Below are 16975 nucleotides of genomic sequence, written 5' to 3' on the forward strand. Positions count from 1 at the left end.
CTTAGAAGCGCGCATTGACTTCGACCTGCAGGGTATCGATCGACAGCGGCGGGCCGAAGACTTCCTTGGTCGAGATCCAGCGGCCAGTCACCCAGGCATTCTTGTCGAAGGCATAGGAGCCGCCCAGGTAATAGCCACGGGCATTGGTGCCGCCCTGGTGGAAGGTCGGGTCGTTGTAGCCGTCGGGCATCGCATCGGGCTCGATGCGCTTGTAGCCGGCCAGCACGTTCCAGTCGCCGCGCGCCGCCGGGCTGGGCTTGCCGAAGGTGGCCTGGAACATATAGGCGTTGCCGCCGCTGCGGAAATCCGCGCGCGTGGTGCCGCCGCTGCCGCCGAAGTTGTTGACGATGCCGCCATTGGCGCGCGTCCACATGTCGTCTTCGCTGTAGGCCAGGTTGCGGATGTAGTTGGCGTCCAGGCGCAGGCCGTAGCCGGCCACCTTGGTATCCCAGCGCAGGTTCAGGTCGATCAGCTGGAACTCGGAGGCCAGGCCCACGTACTGCGGCTGCGGGGTGTTGGCCGGATCGAGCGGGTTGAGCGCGATATTGCGCAACAGCATCAGGGTATTGCCCTTCTGCATGAAGGCCGGCCGGGTCCAGTCGGTGCTGCAGCCGTCGGCGCCGGCGTACAGCGCACAGGGCTCGGAGACCTGGCCGCTGACATTGCGGAAATCGTAGTAGGCCAACGCGCCGCGCAGTCGGTTGTCGGTGTTCACCTTCCAGCTGGCGCCGAACTGGGCGCCGAGCAGCCACTTGTTCTCGCTCTTCATCTTCTGCTGGCTGTGCTTGGGCGTGCTGTCGGCCGAGTACTCCAGCGGGATGAAGCCAAGCGTGCCGAACAGCGAGACATCCTTGTCGGGAATCGCCTTGTCGAACTGCGCCGCGATGCCGTCGAAGTTCAGGTCGTTCGAGAACAGCGTGTCGCTCGAGACAAAGGGATTGCCGAAACGGCCGCCGGTCAGGTTCACCCACTCCGCGGGCCGGTACGACAGCCAGCCCTGGTCCAGCCACACATCCTTCTTGGCCAGCCCGCCGCCCAGCGTCTGGTTGGTCGAGACCGGGCTGTCGTCGTTGCCAGTGGCGATGCGCACGCCTGCCTTGACGCTGTCCGAGATGTCGGCCAGCACACCCAGGCGGGCGCGCGCGCGCCACTGGTTGGTGCGGTTCTGGCGGGTATTGAGCAGCGGCGGCAGCGTGAGGTTGGTGTTCGGGTTGACATCGAAGCCGCTGCCGTCGTTGATGGCGGCCCAGTCGATCTGGATGTCGCTGTTATTGCCCGAGTAGAAGCGCGATTCGTTGCGCACGCGCACATCGCCCTCGATATGGATGCGCTTGGTCCATTCCGGCGTTTCGTTGGGCGCGGCCCAGCCTTCGGCCTTGGCCTGGGCCATGACCTCGCCCTTGACCTCGTCGCGGATCTGGTCGCGCACGGTCTCGGGGATATAGGGCACGCGCACGTCGCCCGCAGCGGCGCGCGCGGCACCGGCAGTGGCGGCACCGGTTGCGGCACCAGCGGCAGCGCCCGCGGCGGGCGCCGCCGCCACGCGCTGCGCCTGCTGCGCAGCCATGGCTTCGGTCTGGGCCTGCGCCAGCAGGGCCTCGCCGGTGTTCTTGTCGAGCGCGCCGCTCTGGATCAGGCCGCGGATCAGCTTGACCATGGCACTGTCGGCCGGCGCCGCGGCTTGCGCATGGCTGGCACCCGCGGCGCCGAGCAGCACGGCTGCCACGGCGGCGGCCAGCACGCTGGCGCGGCCCGCATGGCGATGGGGATGGACAAAGTGGTTCATCGGTTTGTTCGGAAATCTGTTGGGATGAAGAGAAACGTCGGCCCGGCGCATGGCCAGGCCTTCAGGACATTCATGGCCGCCGGCCCTTGATCGACATGCGCATCGGGAACCGCAGCGATGCCGGTGGCCGCTCGTCGGCACGGAAATCCCGCACCATGGCAAGCACCGCCTGGTCGGTCGTGGCATTGCCCGAGCTGCCCGCCAGTTCGACCCGGGTGACGCGGCCGTCCGCGTCCAGCCAGAGCTCGATGCGGATGTCGTCGAAGGCCAGCTGGCGGGTGCGCTGGTCACGCACAAAGGCTTGCTGCAAGGCACTCGAGACATAGGCGGAATAGGACCGGCTGCCCAGCCCGCCGCCACCGCCGGTCATGCCGCCACCACCGCCGGCGCGGATGCCGAAGGCATCGGTGCCGGCCTCGGCGGCGCCGTCGATGGTGACCGGGTCGCCCAGGTCCTGCGAGGGGCTGGGCGGGCTGTCGTCCTGCGGCGCTTCGGCCGGCTCCGCGGGCTTGGGCTCGGGTTCCACCACTTCGGGCTTGACCGGCTCGGGCTCGGGCAGCTTCTCCGGCTCGGGCGGTGGCGGCGGCGGAGGCGGCAGCACCAGCGTGGGCGTGGCGGGTGCCTCGCGCCGGGTGGCTGCCGTATCCGACAGCAGGTACCAGATCAGCGAGGCCAGCGCGGCGAACACCAGCGCGCCGGTAAGAAGCCCGCCCCAGCGCCGCCACAGCGCGGCGGCGCGCTGCGCGGGCACGGGCATGGGTTCGCGATGGTTCACGGCTGCGCTCCTTATGCCGGCTTGCCGGTCACCAGACCGATCTGGTTCAGCTCGATCCGCCGCAGCAGGTCGAGCACCTCCACCACCTTGGCGTACTGCACCGAGGCATCGCCGCGCACGATCACCGGGAAATCCGGCGACAGCGCCTTCTCGGTGCGCAGGCGCTCCTCCAGCTCGGCCAGCGTGACCGGGTAGGCGTCCAGGAACACCTGCCCCGCGTTATCGATGGTGATGGCCTTGGTCTTGGGCTTTTCCAGCGCGACCGAGGCGCTGGCCTTGGGCAGGTCTACCTTGATGCCGGGGATGCTGGCGTTGCTGGTGAGGATGAAGATCACCAGCACCACCAGCAGCACGTCGACAAAGGGCGTGATATTGATGCCGCCCGTGCGCTTCCTGACGCCGAACTTGGCTGCGTTTGCCATGATTGCCGGCCCCGCTCAGGCGCGCTGCAGGACCGGGGCGCGCCGGCCCTCGCCCTGCTCTTCAGCCAGCCGCGTGGCGAACTCGTCCACGAACACGGCCATGTCGGCGCCGATGGCGTCCGAGCGCGAGGCCAGCCAGTTGTAGCCGAACAGCGCCGGAATCGCGACGCCCAGGCCCGCGGCGGTACACAGGAGCGCCGCCGCCATGCCCGGCGCGACCGAGTTGATGTCCACCGCGCCGGCCATGGCCGCCACCACGAACACCAGCATGATGCCGATCACCGTCCCGAACAGGCCCACATAGGGCGCGCCTTCGATGGTGGTGGACAGCCAGTTCATGCGGCTGGCCATGCGCTCGTTCTCGCGCACCATCACGCCGTCCATGGACGCGCGGATGGCGCTGATGGTGGCATCGGTGACCGCGTTCAGGTCGTAGCCCAGCTGGTGCCGGCGGTGCAGCTCGTCCACGGCGACTTCATACAGGCGCCACAGCGACGAATGCTCGCGGACCTCGGCCGGCACCCGGTTGGTCTTGGCCAGGTGGTCCAGCGACACCCCGGAGGCCTCGCGGAAATGCTCAATGAAGGCCGCGTTGGCGCGCGAGACCGCGCCGAAGTTGCGGCCCTTGCCGATCATGATGGCCCACGACAGCGCCATCATGATGCCCAGCACGCCCACCACGATCCAGGCGTCCAGCGGCATGGCGGCGAGGATATAGCCGAAGTGGCTCTTGCCCGCCTGCTGCTCGTCCGGACCGAACACCACCAGGCGCGAATCGGCGCCCTGCGAGACGGCGTCGGCCAGCAGCAGCGCGGCCGGGCGCGCCACCTTCGACACCCGCACTTCATCGATGGCGCCGGTGAAGGCCCCCTGCCCCGCGCTGTCCGCGCCGATGAAGGCGGGGGTGTTCATGGCGGGCAGCGCCGCCTCCAGCGAGGACGCGGCGCTGCCGGCCACGAACAGGGTCACGGTCTTGCCGTCGGCGTTGAGCGCCAGGTGCGACCACTGCCCGGCCTGCACCGGCTGGCCCGGATTGCTGCGCCGGCCATTGACCTGCACGAAGGGAACGCCCTGGTCGATGCCGACCAGCAGTTCGCCGGCGCTGTCGCGGCGGGCATAGACCAGTTGCTGCGGACCAAGCTGGTCAGGCCGCACCCATGCGGAAAACGCGAACGGCGCGCCCGCCTGCAGCGCCAGCGAAGGCGACGCCGGCAGCGCCAGCGCGGCGACGCCAAGCTGCGCGCCCTTGCCGATCACGGTGCCGTCCAGCGACGTCACGGCGGTCTGGCTGTGGTTGCCATAGGCAGTGGTGTCGCGCGCCGGCGCATTGCCTTCGGCAAAGTGGTAGACCAGCGTGAAGTCCGGATCGAAGCTGCGCTGGCCGTTGCCGGATGCAGGCGCCTTGGGATTGCCGTAGTACATCCACAGCTGTTGCTTGGCGCCCGCAGAGACCGCGGGCACATCCACCCATACCAGCGCGATGCCCAGCAGCGGATCGAACTGCTCGATCTGGTGGTTCAGCACGGTCTTGTCGTCGCCGGCGACAAAGCGCAGGTCAGCGCCGGTCTCGCTCACGCCCTCGAAGCTGAAGTTGCCGGTATGCAGGCGCAGCAGCACCGGGGTGCGGCCGGCATCGCCGCCGATGGCGCCGCCCTGCGGGCCGGCATCGATGGTGACGGGCTTGCGGTAAGCCCAGTCGGGCTGCCACCAGGCCTGGGCCAGGCCCGGCAGGAGCATGCTCGCCAGCGCGAGCAGCAGCAGAAGGGAACGTCGCATGACAATGGTTCTCCGTTGGCTTGTATCGGAATGCAAGGTGGTGAGGCGTGGCGCGCGGCCGTGGTCGTCAATAGCTCGCGGTCACGCTGAAATTCAGGCGCGGGTCGTGTCGTTCGGTGCGCTGTCCGTCCTTGAGCGGGTAGCCCAGGTCGAGCCGGCCGCTGACGCGCCGCGCCAGCCGGAAGCTCGTGCCCAGGCCCACCGAGGCCAGCGAGAAGCGGCTGTCCTGCTCGGGCAGCGGCTCGCGCAGGCGCACCTGGCCGGCGTCGACGAAGGCATAGACGCGCCAGTCCTCGACCACGCCGCCGAAGAAGTCCAGCGGCGGCGAGCGCAGCTCCACCGAGCCCACCACGCCGTAGTCCCCGGTGCTTTCCGCCGACAGGTAGCCGCGCACGGAATTCATGCCGCCGGCCGCGATCTGCTCGCTGGACACCAGCGGCGAATCGGTGATCTGCGCGGCCAGGCGCCAGGCGAGCTGCGCGTTGCCCTTGAAGTTGTAGGTGCCACTGGTATCGCCCTTGAGCAGCAGGAAGCTGGGCGAGGCCTTGTAGCGCTTGTAGTCGAACTGTTCCCAGTTGCTGCCGTAGCCCAGGAAGCTGCGCGTGCCGGCGACCAGCGCTGCGTTGATGCCCAGCTGGCCGCGCTCGGTCTGGGTGAAGCCCGCATAGGCAAGCGTGATCGGCGCGTACTTGAGCGGCACGGTGTCGCCGGCATTGCCCAGGCGCGTGACCTCTTCGTTGTCCTTGAAGTCCACGCCCAGGCTCAGCGTATGCCACCATGCCCCGGTGTCCGGCACGGTATAGGTACCGCGCAGACCGACGGCGTGGCCCTTGCCCAGCACGCTGGTGCCGTTCACCGTGGCCACATTGCTGTCGGACATGTAGCCCGACGCCTCCACGCTCCAGTTGCTGCCGCGGATCGGCGCCACATAGGAGCCGGACCACACCTGGGTCTGGTTCAGGTCCTGCGGCGCGCCGAAGAAGCTCACGGATGCGCTATGGCCCAGCTGCCAGAGGTTGTCATGGCCCAGCGAGGCAAACGCCCGCAGCTCCTTCGTATCCGCGCTGTAGTCGTTGTTCAGGCCAACGCTGGCGCGCCACGGACTGCTGTCGTCGACCTTCAGGTCGACGTCCATGGTGCCCGGCATCGCGCCCTGCCGCACCAGCGGCACCACCTGGCGCTTGGCACTGCGGTTCAGCGCGGTCAGCTCCGTCTGCGCCTGCGTGAAATCAGGCACCACGCCTTCCGCCAGCGCCGGCACCTGCTCGCGCACCTCCAGCGGCGAGTTGTACTCGGCACCGACCACGCGCACGCGGCCCACGCGGGTCTCGCTGACCTGCAGGATCACGATGCCGTCGGTGACCTGCTGTTCCGGCAAGTCGACGTAGACCGATTGATAGCCCTTGGCCTGGTAGACCGCCAGCAATGCGTCGCGGGCGCCCTCGATATCCTTCATGGTGCGGGCCGGGCCCAGGAAAGGCGTGACCGCCCGCTCGATCGAACGGACATCCAGCACCGTATTGCCGCGCACGATGTACTCGTTCACGTTGACGCGCCGCTCGGCCTCGGCGGCCTGCGCGCTTGCCGGCGCAGCGGCCGCGGCCTGCTCCGCTGCCGCCTGCTGCGCCGCCGCCGTTCCCAGGGTTCCCAGTCCAATCACTGCCAGCCACACCGCCCGCCAGCACGAAGGCGGGCCGCTCTTCTTCACGTCATGCATTGGATTGACTCAAGCTTCTTGTTCGAATCGATTGCCGCCGCGCCCCTGCCGCAACGCCCTGACCAAGGGCACGGCAGGCGCGCATCCGATCGCAGGACATGATGGCGTGCCCTCATGTCAGCATTGCGCACGGTGCCTAGACGGACGGCACTGGCGCCGCCTGTCGTTTGTCACAAAAGATTCATCGAAGAAGAAAGAGGGAGGCGCGGGGACAGCGCGTCAACGGCAAATCCCTGCGCGAGGATGGTTCCCGCGAGCGCAGCATGCTGGCTATACTGCAGCGGCTTCGCCAGCGCCCTGCCTGGCGGCCAACGAAGGAGGTATCGGATGCGGACCTGGCTGATGCTATGCGCCGTTGCGGCGCTTGGACTGGTCGACATGGCATCCGCCGCCGCTGCAGGACCCGCGCCCTGCGTCGAAGTCGAGGTCAACGGCGAGCGCGCGCCTTCGTTCCCCTGCCTGACGCAGAAGCTGCAACCCGCCAACGCAGGCAAGCCGGCACGGCCTGACAGCGGACTGGCGGCCGAGGCGATCGCGCAGCGGCCCTCGAACCAGCTCGGCCTTTATAACGAGGCGGCCACCAGCCATCGCATGGGCAACACCTTCGGCACGTCGGTGTATCCGCAGCGCCCGGCCAGTCCGGCGCCGGGGGCGCCGGTCATTCCGCGCGCGCAGCCTTGAGTGGCTGGCGGCAAGGGCTGCGCAGCGCGCCTCAGCGACCCATGCGCGTGTCGTAGCTGCGCGAGATGCGCTCGAGCAGGCGGGGATCCGACGGGTCGGTGCCGTCGAACTGCACCCGCACCGTGCCGTCGGCCTGGCGGCGCACGCTGGCCCTCACCGGCAGGTTGTTGCGGGTCCCTTCCACCGTGCCGGCCACGGCATCCTCGATGCTGATCGCCACGCCCTGGTCGCGCATGGCGCCGGCGGCCGCGGCAAAGGCGCGGTCGTAGCGGCTGGGCTGCAGCCCCGGGTAGGTGGTCGGAACCACCTCGGCAGGGTAAGGGTAGGGATAGCATGCCGTCAGCACCGGCACTGCGGCGAACACGGCAACGCCCGCCAGGAGCCGGAGCCCATGCTTCATGGTGTCACCTTGCTCCAGCCAGGGCCGGGATCGAAGGTCTTGGTCGCCGCGGCCTTGCCGGCGCTGTCGGGCCCCAGGTCACGTTCATAGACCTGGCCATCGTGGCTGACCATGAAGCTCTTCACGCCGGTATCGCCATACCGCACCGGCCAGGCCAGCACGGCGAAGCCGCCGAACAGCTTGCCATTGACGACATAGCTGTACGCGCCGCCGGGTGCGTTGGGCCCCTGCGCGGTCAGCAGCTTGTAGTGATAGCCGTAATAGCCGCCCTGCCCCGGATTGCGCTTGCCGGCCGTCAGGAATGCGGCCCCGAGCGGGCTGTGCGGTGCGCCATCCGACGTCGGCCAATACAGCCCGTCCTGCTTGCCCGGCGAACTCGCAAGCTTGCCCGCGTAGGCCAGCAGGCCGTCGCCGTCATGATCGGTCCGGGCGTATTCGCGCTGGGCGTCATAGACCGCGAGCATGGCCTGGATCACCGCGAGTTCATTGCGGCCGATGCGGCGTATGCGCGTCTCGTCGACCCCTGCACGCGTATCGAACTGCCAGCCTTTCGATGTCTTCACCAGCGGCACTGGCAGGGTCCAGCCGTCATTGCCTACGGCGATGCGGGCATGGCTGTCGCCCTCTGGCCGGACCGCATGCGAGATCCGCCAGGCCTCGAGAAAGCGGTACCGGATGTCGGCGCCGACTGGCGGGATCAGGTCGTGGAACCTGGCGCCCAGCAGCACCTTCATGGCATCGTCGTCGCTGGTGGCGACCGCCTCGCCAAAGGCGTTCATGGCGGCCTCGGGGGTTTTGAAGGGCTTCTGCGCGTGCGCGGCGTGCATGCCGGCAACGGTCAGCGCGAGCGCAAGCGCCAGCGCGCAGGCCAGGCGGCCAGGCAGGGATCGGGCAAGGCTTAGTGGTGACGTCATGATCGAGGCTCCCTGGTCCGCTAGCGCCTGCCACCGCGTCCGCCGCCGCCGCCACGGCCCCCGCCGCCGCCGCTGAAGCCGCCGCCTGCGCGGCCTCCGGCCGACTGCATGCTGGAGCGTCCGCGATCAAAGTCGCGCTGCGACGCCGCGCCGCCGCCCACGCCCTGGAATGCGTTGTCCCGCCCGCCACCGCCGCCGCGGTCGGCTACGGTGGTGGCCCGTTCACCGCCGCCCCGCGACCGATCGGCGGCCCCTGCGCGGTCCGATACACCGGCCCGGTCGGATACGCCGCCTCGATCGGAGACTCCGGCCCGGTCAGAGACCCCGGCCCGATCACCGCCCCGTTCGCCAGCGCGATCACCCGCCCGGTCTCCGGCCCGATCTCCGGCACCCGGCCGGTCCTGCCCGCCGGCCCGGTCGCGCGCCGCGCGGTCAGACACGCCGGCGCCACCCTCGCGGCCCCGGAATTCATTGCGCCGGTCCCCGCCCGGCACATCGCGGGAGAATTTCTCGCGGGTGGCATTGTCGCGGTAGGCCACGCCCTGCCGGTGACTGGCATCGTGCTGCCAGCGCCCGCCGCTCTGTACCTTGGTGCGGTCAAAGTTGCGGTCGATATTGGTGGCCCGGTTGACATTGATGTTCACGTCGCCACCGCCCCAGTTGCAGTTGCCGAAGATCGCCCCGGCGGCGGCCAGCCCGACGCCCCAGGCAAAGCCCGTGGCCAGCGCGGCGCCCGGATAGTAGGCGGGATAAGGCGGCCAGTAGTACGGCGGGTAAGACGGATAGCCCCAGGAACCGTAGACCACGGTGGGGTTGTAGGCCGGGACGTAGATCACCTGCGGGTCGGCCGGTTCGATGCGCACCACGGTCTGCACGCCCGGCGCCGCGGTGGTTGCGGGCTCGACAATGACCTTCTGCTGTTCGGTGGTCTTGAGGTTGCCGGATTGCTGGGCCTTGTTGCGCAGCCGCTGGACCGCGGCGAGCACGTCTTTCTCCTGGGCCAGGAAGGCATCGCCCAGCTTCTGCGTCCAGTCGAGCTTGTCGTTCATCGGCTCAAGCACCTGCGGGAAGGCCACCAGCGACTTCACGCTGACATCCCAGGGCTGGTCGGCCACGGCCTTGACCGCGGCGTCGCCCTTGACCTTGGGGTTGGCCTTGACCCAGCGCGCCGCGTGCACGATCTCCAGCGGATAGGTGGAGGCCATCAGCACCTGCGACAACACGGAATCGGGATAGAGCGCGATCGGCGCGACCAGCGCCTCAAGCTCCTCGGGCTTGAAGGTGGGTGGCGGCTTCGGTACGTCTTGGGCAGCGGCGCCGCCCGCTGCCGCCACCAGCGCGACCAACAGCCACGCGCAGCCGGACTGAAGCAACCGCCTGACCAGAAAGGCCATGTTCCCTCCTTGCAGCCGGTGACGGAGCCATCCGAGGCGTACTGGGGCAGCGCGCCGGGGCCGGAGGAAGTTCTCCTGCCGCGTGCCATTGCCAGACGATATACGGAGCGGATATTGCTCCATACGCGCTACGAAGGTAGTACGGAACACATTGAAATTCAACCGAATTCCGGTCACCGCCCGGCAGGCCAGCCGGCAAGGGTTTCGACAGGAAAACGGATCGGCATGAGGATTTCCCCCGATTTTGTTTCTATCGTAGAAACGAGCCGCCTGTGCGCATGCAAGCGGTATCCCCCAGGTTTGAAAATGCATGACCGGACCCTCAAGGCACCGGTACGTCAGTGGAGGAAGATCATGGCCAAGCGAAAAGGGAAGCGCCACGACGACAACGAGAGCCAGACGGAGCCGCCGCGCGAACCAGACCCGGCCGACAGCCTCGACGAAAAGCCGGACCAGCAGCCGCGCGAGCGCATGTCGGAGAAGGCATACCAGAAGGCGCTCTTCGCCCTTCATGTCGAGCTGGTCAAGCTGCAGCAATGGGTGCAGGCCAGCGGCAGCAAGGTCTGCGTGGTGTTCGAAGGGCGCGACGGAGCCGGCAAGGGCGGCACCATCAAGGCCATCACGGAACGCGTCAGCCCACGCATTTTCCGCGTGATCGCCCTGCCCGCGCCGACCGACCGCGAAAAGAGCCAGATGTACGTGCAGCGCTACCTGCCGCACCTGCCCGCCGCGGGAGAGATCGTCATCTTCGACCGGAGCTGGTACAACCGCGCCGGCGTCGAACGCGTGATGGGGTTCTGCACCGAAGCGCAGGCCGACGAGTTTCTGCGCGCCGTCCCACTGGTCGAACGCGCCATCGTGCATTCCGGCATCATCCTGATCAAGTACTGGCTCGAGGTCAGCCCGGAGGAGCAGACCCGCCGCCTGCAGGGGCGCATCAAGGACGGCCGCAAGGTCTGGAAGCTCACTGACATGGACTTGCGCTCGTACAGCCGCTGGTACGACTATTCACGCGCGCGCGATGCCATGTTTGCCGCATCCGATACCGACTATGCCCCGTGGCATGTGGCCAATTCCAATGACAAGCGCCGGGCGCGCCTGAACATCATCACGCACCTGCTGGCACAGATCCCGTACAAGGCGATCGAACGCAAGCCAGTCAAGCTGCCTGCCAGGCAGAAGGCGGGCGGATACCGGGAGCCCGACTATCCCTATCGGTTTGTCGAAGAGCGGTACTAGGCCGCCCCGGGGCCCCTACTTCGGCAGCTTGCGCGACTTCCAGCTCCCGTCCTTCTCCTTGCAGTACCACCCGGTCCAGGCTTCGGTTTCGCCGGCCCGGCGGAATTCACTGCGCAGTTGCCGGCACCGGTCGCCGCGGTCCCGCCGGGATTGCAATGGCGTGAAGGAACCTTCGACCTGCCGCGCCCGCGTGTCGGGTGGCAGCCTGAACGGCATGCGGGCGCCGTCGGCGCCCTGCTCCAGGGTCCTGCGGAAGACATCCGTCAACGCCGTGAGCTGGTCCTGGGTAAGCGTGCCGACGATGGTGCCGCCAAGGTAGTGGTCAAAATAGGCAACGGCCGGCCCTGCCGACATTGCGCCCGCAAGCATTGCGGCACTGCATGCCAGCGCGTGCAGGATCCTGTATCGCCTGTTCATCTCGCCTCCTCCGCCACGGCATGCCCCGAGGCGGGCAAGCGAGGGAGCACCGGACCCACGTGCCCGCCAGCCGCTGCAGCGGCCTATTCGAAGCGCTCGGTGAGCACCATCGCGTCCACCTTGCGCTGTTTCCAGAACAGGTGGTTGATGCGCGGCTGCAGCAGCCGCAGCGCGGCATCCTCCACCGCATTGAAATGCAGCGACACCGCCGGGCGGGTGCCGTCTCCCGGCAGTCGTTCGATTTCATCGCAGGCCGGGAAGCCGTAGCGACCGATGAATTCCTGGATTTCCTCGTCGGTGGTCGCCGCGTCGATATTCGTTAGCATCAGCACACTCATTGACGTCTCCTGAAGGCTCGGGATGCCAGACAGCGTGGGGTAACCGGTTCCGATGCCGCCATGAATCCGCGGGCCATCTCCCCTTCCTATCTTTAAGCTAGGCCGGATCGGAAGGCAAACTTTGATTCCCGATAAGGAACCCAGGGCAGATTCCGTCACCCGCGGAGGCTTCGATCCGGCCGGCGCCGGACCGTACGTCGACGCTAGCGCCCTGCCGCGCGGTAGCGCATGGCGAATTGCCACCCCAGCTCGGCCAGCGGCACCGCCTTCCTGCCGGTCTCCACAGCATCCGCCGCGGCGGCGTTGCCGCTCCTGGCACGCTGCCCGATGCCGTGCATGATCGCCGCCAGCCGGAAAAAGTTGTAGGCGAGATAGAAGTCCCAGTGTTCGAGCGCGTGCGTGCCGTTGGTCTCGCCGTACCAGCGCAGGTAGGTCGCCTCGTCGGGAATGCCCAGCGCCTGCAGGTCGAGCCCGCCGATGCCGCGCCACAGGTCGGCCGGAATATGCCAGCTCATGCAGTGGTAGGCCAGGTCCGCCAGCGGGTGGCCGAGCGTAGACAGCTCCCAGTCGAGCACGCCGATGACGCGGGGCTCGGTGGGATGGAAGACGAGGTTGTCCATGCGGTAGTCGCCATGCACCACGCTGGTCTGCTCCGCGTCCGGGACGTGCTGCGGCAGCCACTCTGCCAGCGCCGCCAGCGCCGTGTTGCCGTCCATGCCGGTGTCGCGGCACTGGCCGGCCCAGCGGGCAACCTGGCGCGCCACGTAGCCGCCGCTCCTGCCATAGTCCGCCAGGCCGGCGGCGCGGTAGTCCACCCGGTGCAGGGCGCCAATCACGCGGTTCATCTCGCGGTAGATCGCGGCGCGCTGTTGCGGGGACTGGTCCGGCAGGGACTGGTCATAGATCACGCGGCCCTGCAGGAACGCCATCAGGTAGAAGGGCGTGCCAAGGATCGAGGTGTCTTCGCTGTACAGGTAGACCCGGGGCACCGGCACGTCGCTGTCGCGCAGCGCGTGCATCACGCGGTACTCGCGGTCGATGGCATGGGCAGACGACAGCAACTGCCCCGGCGGCTTGGTGCGCAGCACGTACTGCTGCGCGCCGCAGGCCAGCCGGTAGGTCGGATTGGACTGGCCGCCGGCCAGGCGCTCCAGGGTCAGTTCGGGCCGGTCGATCAGGCCTTCTGCGTGCAGCAGCGCTGCCAGGGCTGCGCTGTCGAAACTCGAACCGCCAGTGGCGGCGGGAACTGCAAGGGCTTGTTGCATCGGATCGCTCTCCTCGATTGCGGGTGGGCTCAGAGCGAGCTGACCGCATGGCCGCCGTCCACGGGCAGCACCGTACCGGTCATGTAGTCGGAAGCATCCGAGGCCAGCAGCAGCAGCGAGCCGTCGAGCTGGCGGGGCTGGCCGAGCCGGCGCTGCGGAATGCGCCCGATCATGGCCCGGCCGCTGTCGGTCTCGAAGAAGCTGCGGTTGATGTCGGTCTCGAAGTAGCCCGGTGCCAGCGCGTTGACGCGGATCCCGTGCCGCGCCCATTCCAGCGCCAGCGAGCGCGTCAGGTGGATCAGGCCCGCCTTCGCCGCGGTGTACGCCGGGACCTGCTGCGCCACGCGCAGGCCGAGAATCGACGCGATATTGACGATGCTGCCGCCGCTGCCGGCCTCGCGCATCATCCGCGCCGCGCATTGCGCCACGCGCCACGCGCCGTTCAGGTTGGTGTCGATCACACTTTGCCAGGCGGCCTCGTCCACCTCCATGGCTGGCCCGGTGGTGGCGATGCCGGCGCTGTTGACCACTACCTGGACCGGGCCGAGCTGTTGGCGCGCTGCCTCAAACGCCGCACCGACCGACGCCGGATCCCTGACGTCGAGCGCAACGACGCAGCCTTGCCCGCCCTGCTTTCGCAGTTCCGCCAGCACGGCCTCGCCTTCGGCCACGCGCCGGCCCGCCAGTGCCACCTTGCAGCCGGCGCGCGCCAGCGTCTGCGCAAAATGCAGGCCCAGGCCGCCAAAAGCCCCGGTCACCAGCGCCACCTTGCCCTCCAGGTCGGCAAACAGGCCGAGGTTGCGTTCTTGCTGGTTCATTGCTTGTCTCCTCTGCATCGGGCTCAGGCGGCCTTCAGCATGTCCTCGACCACCTTCTTGGCGTCGCCGAACACCATCATGGTCTTGTCCATGTAGAACAGCTCGTTGTCCAGCCCGGCGTAGCCGGCCGCCATCGAGCGCTTGTTGACGATGATGGTCTTGGCCTTGTACGCCTCCAGGATCGGCATGCCGGCGATCGGCGACTTGGGGTCGTTCTTGGCCGCCGGGTTGACCACGTCGTTGGCGCCCAGCACCAGCACCACGTCGGCCTGACCGAACTCGCTGTTGATGTCTTCCATCTCGAAGACCTGGTCGTACGGCACCTCGGCCTCGGCCAGCAGCACGTTCATATGGCCGGGCATGCGCCCTGCTACGGGGTGGATCGCGTACTTCACGGTCACGCCCTTCTCAGTGAGCGCTTCGGTCAGTTCTTTCAGCGCGTGCTGGGCGCGCGCCACGGCCAGGCCGTAGCCCGGCACGATGATGACCGTCTCGGCGTTGCCCATCAGGAAGGCGGCATCGTCGGCCGAGCCCGACTTCACGTTGCGCTGCGCCTGCCCTGCAGGACCGCTCGCGGCTGCGGCGTCGCTGCCGAAGCCGCCCAGCAGCACGTTGAAGAATGAGCGGTTCATCGCCTTGCACATGATGTACGACAGGATCGCACCGGAGGAACCCACCAGCGAACCCGCGATGATCAGCATCGGGTTGTTCAGCGAGAAGCCAATGCCCGCCGCCGCCCAGCCCGAGTACGAGTTCAGCATCGACACCACCACCGGCATGTCGGCGCCGCCGATCGGGATGATGATCAGCACGCCCAGCACGAAGGCGAGCGCCAACATGACCAGGAACGGCATCCACGCCTGCGTCAGGAAGAACGCGACGCCAAAGCCCACCATCGCCACCGCCAGCAGCAGGTTCAGCCAGTGCTGGCCGGCAAACACCACCGGCGCGCCCTGGAACAGGCGGAACTTGTAGCGCCCGGCGAGCTTGCCGAAGGCGATCACCGAGCCCGAGAAGGTGATGGCACCGACGAAGCAGCCGATGAAGAGCTCGATGCGGTTGCCCAGCGGAATGTCGCGCGAACCGGCAGCCGTGATGCCGAAGGCAGCGGGCTCGGCCACTGCCGCCACCGAAATAAACACCGCGGCCAGGCCGATCAGCGAGTGCATCGCCGCCACCAGTTCCGGCATCTTGGTCATCTGGACCTTCTTCGCCACATAGGCGCCGATACCGCCGCCTACCACCAGCGCGGCCAGGATCAGCGCCAGGCCGGTGCCCGGCGCAGACAGGTGCGCCCCGCCGGACAACAACTCGCTTTTCAGCTTGAAGATCAGCGCCACCGTGGTGAGTGCCGCGACCACCATGCCGGCCATGCCGAAGACATTGCCACGCCGCGCCGTGGTCGGGTGTGACAGCCCCTTGAGCGCCTGGATAAAGCACACAGACGCGCCCAGGTAGGACAGCGTCACGATATTCATCGACAGGCCATTCATTGCGCTACCTCCGCCAGTTTTCCGCCGGGCTGCCCCTTGGCTTCAGGCTGCACCTTGGGTGCCTTCTTCCTGAACATCTCCAGCATGCGCTGCGTGACCAGGAAGCCACCGAACACATTCACGGCCGCCAGCGCCACCGCCAGCGTGCCCATTGCGCGGCCAACGTAGCCGTCGGTCAGGCCCGCGGCCAGCATGGCGCCGACGATGATGATGGCCGAGATCGCATTGGTCACCGCCATCAGCGGCGTGTGCAGCGCGGGGGTTACCGTCCAGACCACGTGGTAGCCCACGTAGATCGCCAGTACAAAGATGATCAGGTTGATCACCGTGTGGCTAACCATTTCCATCGATATCTCCTTGATTGCCCGATCAGCTGGCCAACGCCAGTTCTTCGCGCCGCGTCATCAGGCAGGCCGCGACGATGTCGTCGTCGGTGTTGATCACAAGCTTGCCGTCCTTGTCGATCAGCAGCTTGAGGAAGTCCAGCACGTTGCGCGCGTACAGCGCCGAGGCGTCGGCCGCGAGCATGCTGGCCAGGTTGGTGTGTCCGATCAGCACGACGCCGTGGCGCTCGACCACTTCGTCGGCCACCGTCAGCGGGCAGTTGCCGCCCTGCGCGGCGGCCAGGTCGACCACCACCGAACCCGGCTTCATCTGTTGTACGGTCGCTTCGTGCAGCAGCACCGGCGCCTTGCGGCCGGGGATCAGTGCGGTGGTGATGACGATGTCGGCCTGGACCGCGCGCTGGTGCACCAGCTCGGCCTGGCGCTTCATCCAGTCCGGCGGCATCGGGCGGGCATAGCCGCCGACGCCCTGGGCGATCTCGCGCTCTTCATCGGTCAGGAATGGCACGTCGAGGAACTTGCCGCCGAGCGATTCGATCTGCTCCTTGACCGCCGGGCGCACGTCGGAGGCTTCGATCACCGCGCCCAGCCGCTTGGCGGTGGCGATGGCCTGCAGCCCGGCCACGCCGGCGCCGAGGATCAGCACGCGCGCCGCCTTGACGGTGCCCGCGGCGGTCATCAGCATCGGCATGAAGCGCTGGTAGTGATGCGCGGCCACCAGCACGGCCTTGTAGCCGGCAATGTTGGCCTGCGACGACAGCACGTCCATGCTCTGCGCGCGCGTGGTGCGGGGTGCGGCTTCCAGGGCAAAGGCGGTGATGTTCGCGGCGGACATGCGCGCGTTGTTCTCGGCATCGAAGGGATTGAGCATGCCGACCAGTGCGGCACCCGGCTTCATCTGCGCCAACTCGACTTCGTCCGGTGCGCGCACCTTCAGCACCAGTTGCGCGCCCAGCGCCTCGGCAGCGGTGCCGATGCGCGCGCCAGCGGCCTCATAGGCGCTGTCTGTCTGGCTGGCACGAACGCCCGCGCCAGCCTGCAATACGACCTGGTGGCCCTGTGCCACGTATTTCTTCACGGTCTCCGGCGTTGCGGCAACGCGCGCCTCCCCCGCCCGCGTCTCAGTCGGGATCCCTATCTGCATTTCAATCTCCTTTGGTCCCGTGCGTCTGCGTGGACGGGCAACCTGTGTGCCG

17 protein-coding genes are annotated in these 16975 nt (G+C 68.0%); 2 read left to right on the forward strand and 15 right to left on the reverse strand.

Features of this window, described 5'->3' with window-relative positions; genetic code table 11:
- Window position 1: 1 nt before the first annotated feature.
- The 5 genes from ACW4E8_RS07385 to ACW4E8_RS07405 all read right to left on the reverse strand — a co-directional run bounded on the left by ACW4E8_RS07385 (window position 2) and on the right by ACW4E8_RS07405 (window position 6476).
- Entirely contained in the window at window positions 2–1786 is a 1785-nt protein-coding gene (locus tag ACW4E8_RS07385; RefSeq protein WP_456803909.1) for a putative porin, read from the reverse strand.
- 70 nt (window positions 1787–1856) lie between these two features.
- Entirely contained in the window at window positions 1857–2561 is a 705-nt protein-coding gene (locus tag ACW4E8_RS07390; RefSeq protein ID WP_456803910.1) for an energy transducer TonB family protein, read from the reverse strand.
- An 11-nt stretch (window positions 2562–2572) separates the two neighbouring features.
- Window positions 2573–2983, reverse strand: coding sequence for an ExbD/TolR family protein (locus ACW4E8_RS07395; RefSeq protein ID WP_035824108.1), 411 nt, complete (start codon window positions 2981–2983; stop codon window positions 2573–2575).
- A 15-nt stretch (window positions 2984–2998) separates the two neighbouring features.
- Entirely contained in the window at window positions 2999–4759 is a 1761-nt protein-coding gene (locus ACW4E8_RS07400) for a DUF2341 domain-containing protein (RefSeq protein WP_456803911.1), read from the reverse strand.
- 67 nt (window positions 4760–4826) lie between these two features.
- On the reverse strand, window positions 4827–6476 hold the full coding sequence (locus tag ACW4E8_RS07405) for a ShlB/FhaC/HecB family hemolysin secretion/activation protein (protein WP_456803912.1): 1650 nt from the start codon (window positions 6474–6476) through the stop codon (window positions 4827–4829).
- Between the two features lie 327 nt (window positions 6477–6803).
- On the opposite strand from ACW4E8_RS07405, the gene ACW4E8_RS07410 reads away from it, so the two are divergent.
- On the forward strand, window positions 6804–7157 hold the full coding sequence (locus ACW4E8_RS07410) for a hypothetical protein (RefSeq protein WP_456803913.1): 354 nt from the start codon (window positions 6804–6806) through the stop codon (window positions 7155–7157).
- Window positions 7158–7188: 31 nt separating this feature from the next.
- On the opposite strand, the gene ACW4E8_RS07415 is transcribed toward ACW4E8_RS07410, so the two are convergent.
- The 3 genes from ACW4E8_RS07415 to ACW4E8_RS07425 are packed head-to-tail and all read right to left on the reverse strand — an operon-like array spanning window position 7189 to window position 9865.
- Window positions 7189–7557, reverse strand: a complete 369-nt coding sequence (locus ACW4E8_RS07415; RefSeq protein ID WP_456803914.1) for a hypothetical protein — start codon at window positions 7555–7557, stop codon at window positions 7189–7191.
- Window positions 7554–8471: a DUF2950 domain-containing protein gene (locus tag ACW4E8_RS07420; protein ID WP_456803915.1), complete on the reverse strand. Its 918-nt coding sequence runs from the start codon at window positions 8469–8471 to the stop codon at window positions 7554–7556. Before ACW4E8_RS07420 ends, ACW4E8_RS07415 begins: the two co-directional genes overlap by 4 nt.
- 20 nt (window positions 8472–8491) lie before the next feature.
- Window positions 8492–9865, reverse strand: coding sequence for a DUF3300 domain-containing protein (locus tag ACW4E8_RS07425; RefSeq protein ID WP_456803916.1), 1374 nt, complete (start codon window positions 9863–9865; stop codon window positions 8492–8494).
- 354 nt (window positions 9866–10219) lie between these two features.
- On the opposite strand from ACW4E8_RS07425, the gene ppk2 reads away from it, so the two are divergent.
- Window positions 10220–11104 (forward strand): polyphosphate kinase 2, encoded by an 885-nt coding sequence (gene ppk2 / locus ACW4E8_RS07430; protein WP_456803917.1) that lies wholly within the window; start codon window positions 10220–10222, stop codon window positions 11102–11104.
- A 15-nt stretch (window positions 11105–11119) separates the two neighbouring features.
- On the opposite strand, the gene ACW4E8_RS07435 is transcribed toward ppk2, so the two are convergent.
- The 7 genes from ACW4E8_RS07435 to ACW4E8_RS07465 all read right to left on the reverse strand — a co-directional run bounded on the left by ACW4E8_RS07435 (window position 11120) and on the right by ACW4E8_RS07465 (window position 16923).
- Window positions 11120–11521: a hypothetical protein gene (locus ACW4E8_RS07435; protein WP_456803918.1), complete on the reverse strand. Its 402-nt coding sequence runs from the start codon at window positions 11519–11521 to the stop codon at window positions 11120–11122.
- An 83-nt stretch (window positions 11522–11604) separates the two neighbouring features.
- Complete coding sequence (locus ACW4E8_RS07440) at window positions 11605–11859, reverse strand: RNA-binding protein (protein ID WP_456803919.1); 255 nt, start codon at window positions 11857–11859, stop codon at window positions 11605–11607.
- A 203-nt stretch (window positions 11860–12062) separates the two neighbouring features.
- Window positions 12063–13124 (reverse strand): phosphotransferase family protein, encoded by a 1062-nt coding sequence (locus ACW4E8_RS07445; protein ID WP_456803920.1) that lies wholly within the window; start codon window positions 13122–13124, stop codon window positions 12063–12065.
- A 29-nt stretch (window positions 13125–13153) separates the two neighbouring features.
- Complete coding sequence (locus ACW4E8_RS07450) at window positions 13154–13942, reverse strand: SDR family NAD(P)-dependent oxidoreductase (protein ID WP_456803921.1); 789 nt, start codon at window positions 13940–13942, stop codon at window positions 13154–13156.
- Window positions 13943–13965: 23 nt separating this feature from the next.
- Entirely contained in the window at window positions 13966–15435 is a 1470-nt protein-coding gene (locus ACW4E8_RS07455) for an NAD(P)(+) transhydrogenase (Re/Si-specific) subunit beta (RefSeq protein ID WP_456803922.1), read from the reverse strand.
- A complete protein-coding gene (locus ACW4E8_RS07460) occupies window positions 15432–15782 on the reverse strand; it encodes an NAD(P) transhydrogenase subunit alpha (protein WP_456803923.1) in 351 nt (116 codons plus the stop codon). Before ACW4E8_RS07460 ends, ACW4E8_RS07455 begins: the two co-directional genes overlap by 4 nt.
- 22 nt (window positions 15783–15804) lie before the next feature.
- Window positions 15805–16923, reverse strand: a complete 1119-nt coding sequence (locus ACW4E8_RS07465) for a Re/Si-specific NAD(P)(+) transhydrogenase subunit alpha (RefSeq protein ID WP_456803924.1) — start codon at window positions 16921–16923, stop codon at window positions 15805–15807.
- Window positions 16924–16975 lie beyond the last annotated feature (52 nt).

The sequence above is a fragment of the Cupriavidus sp. CP313 genome, assembly GCF_054072015.1.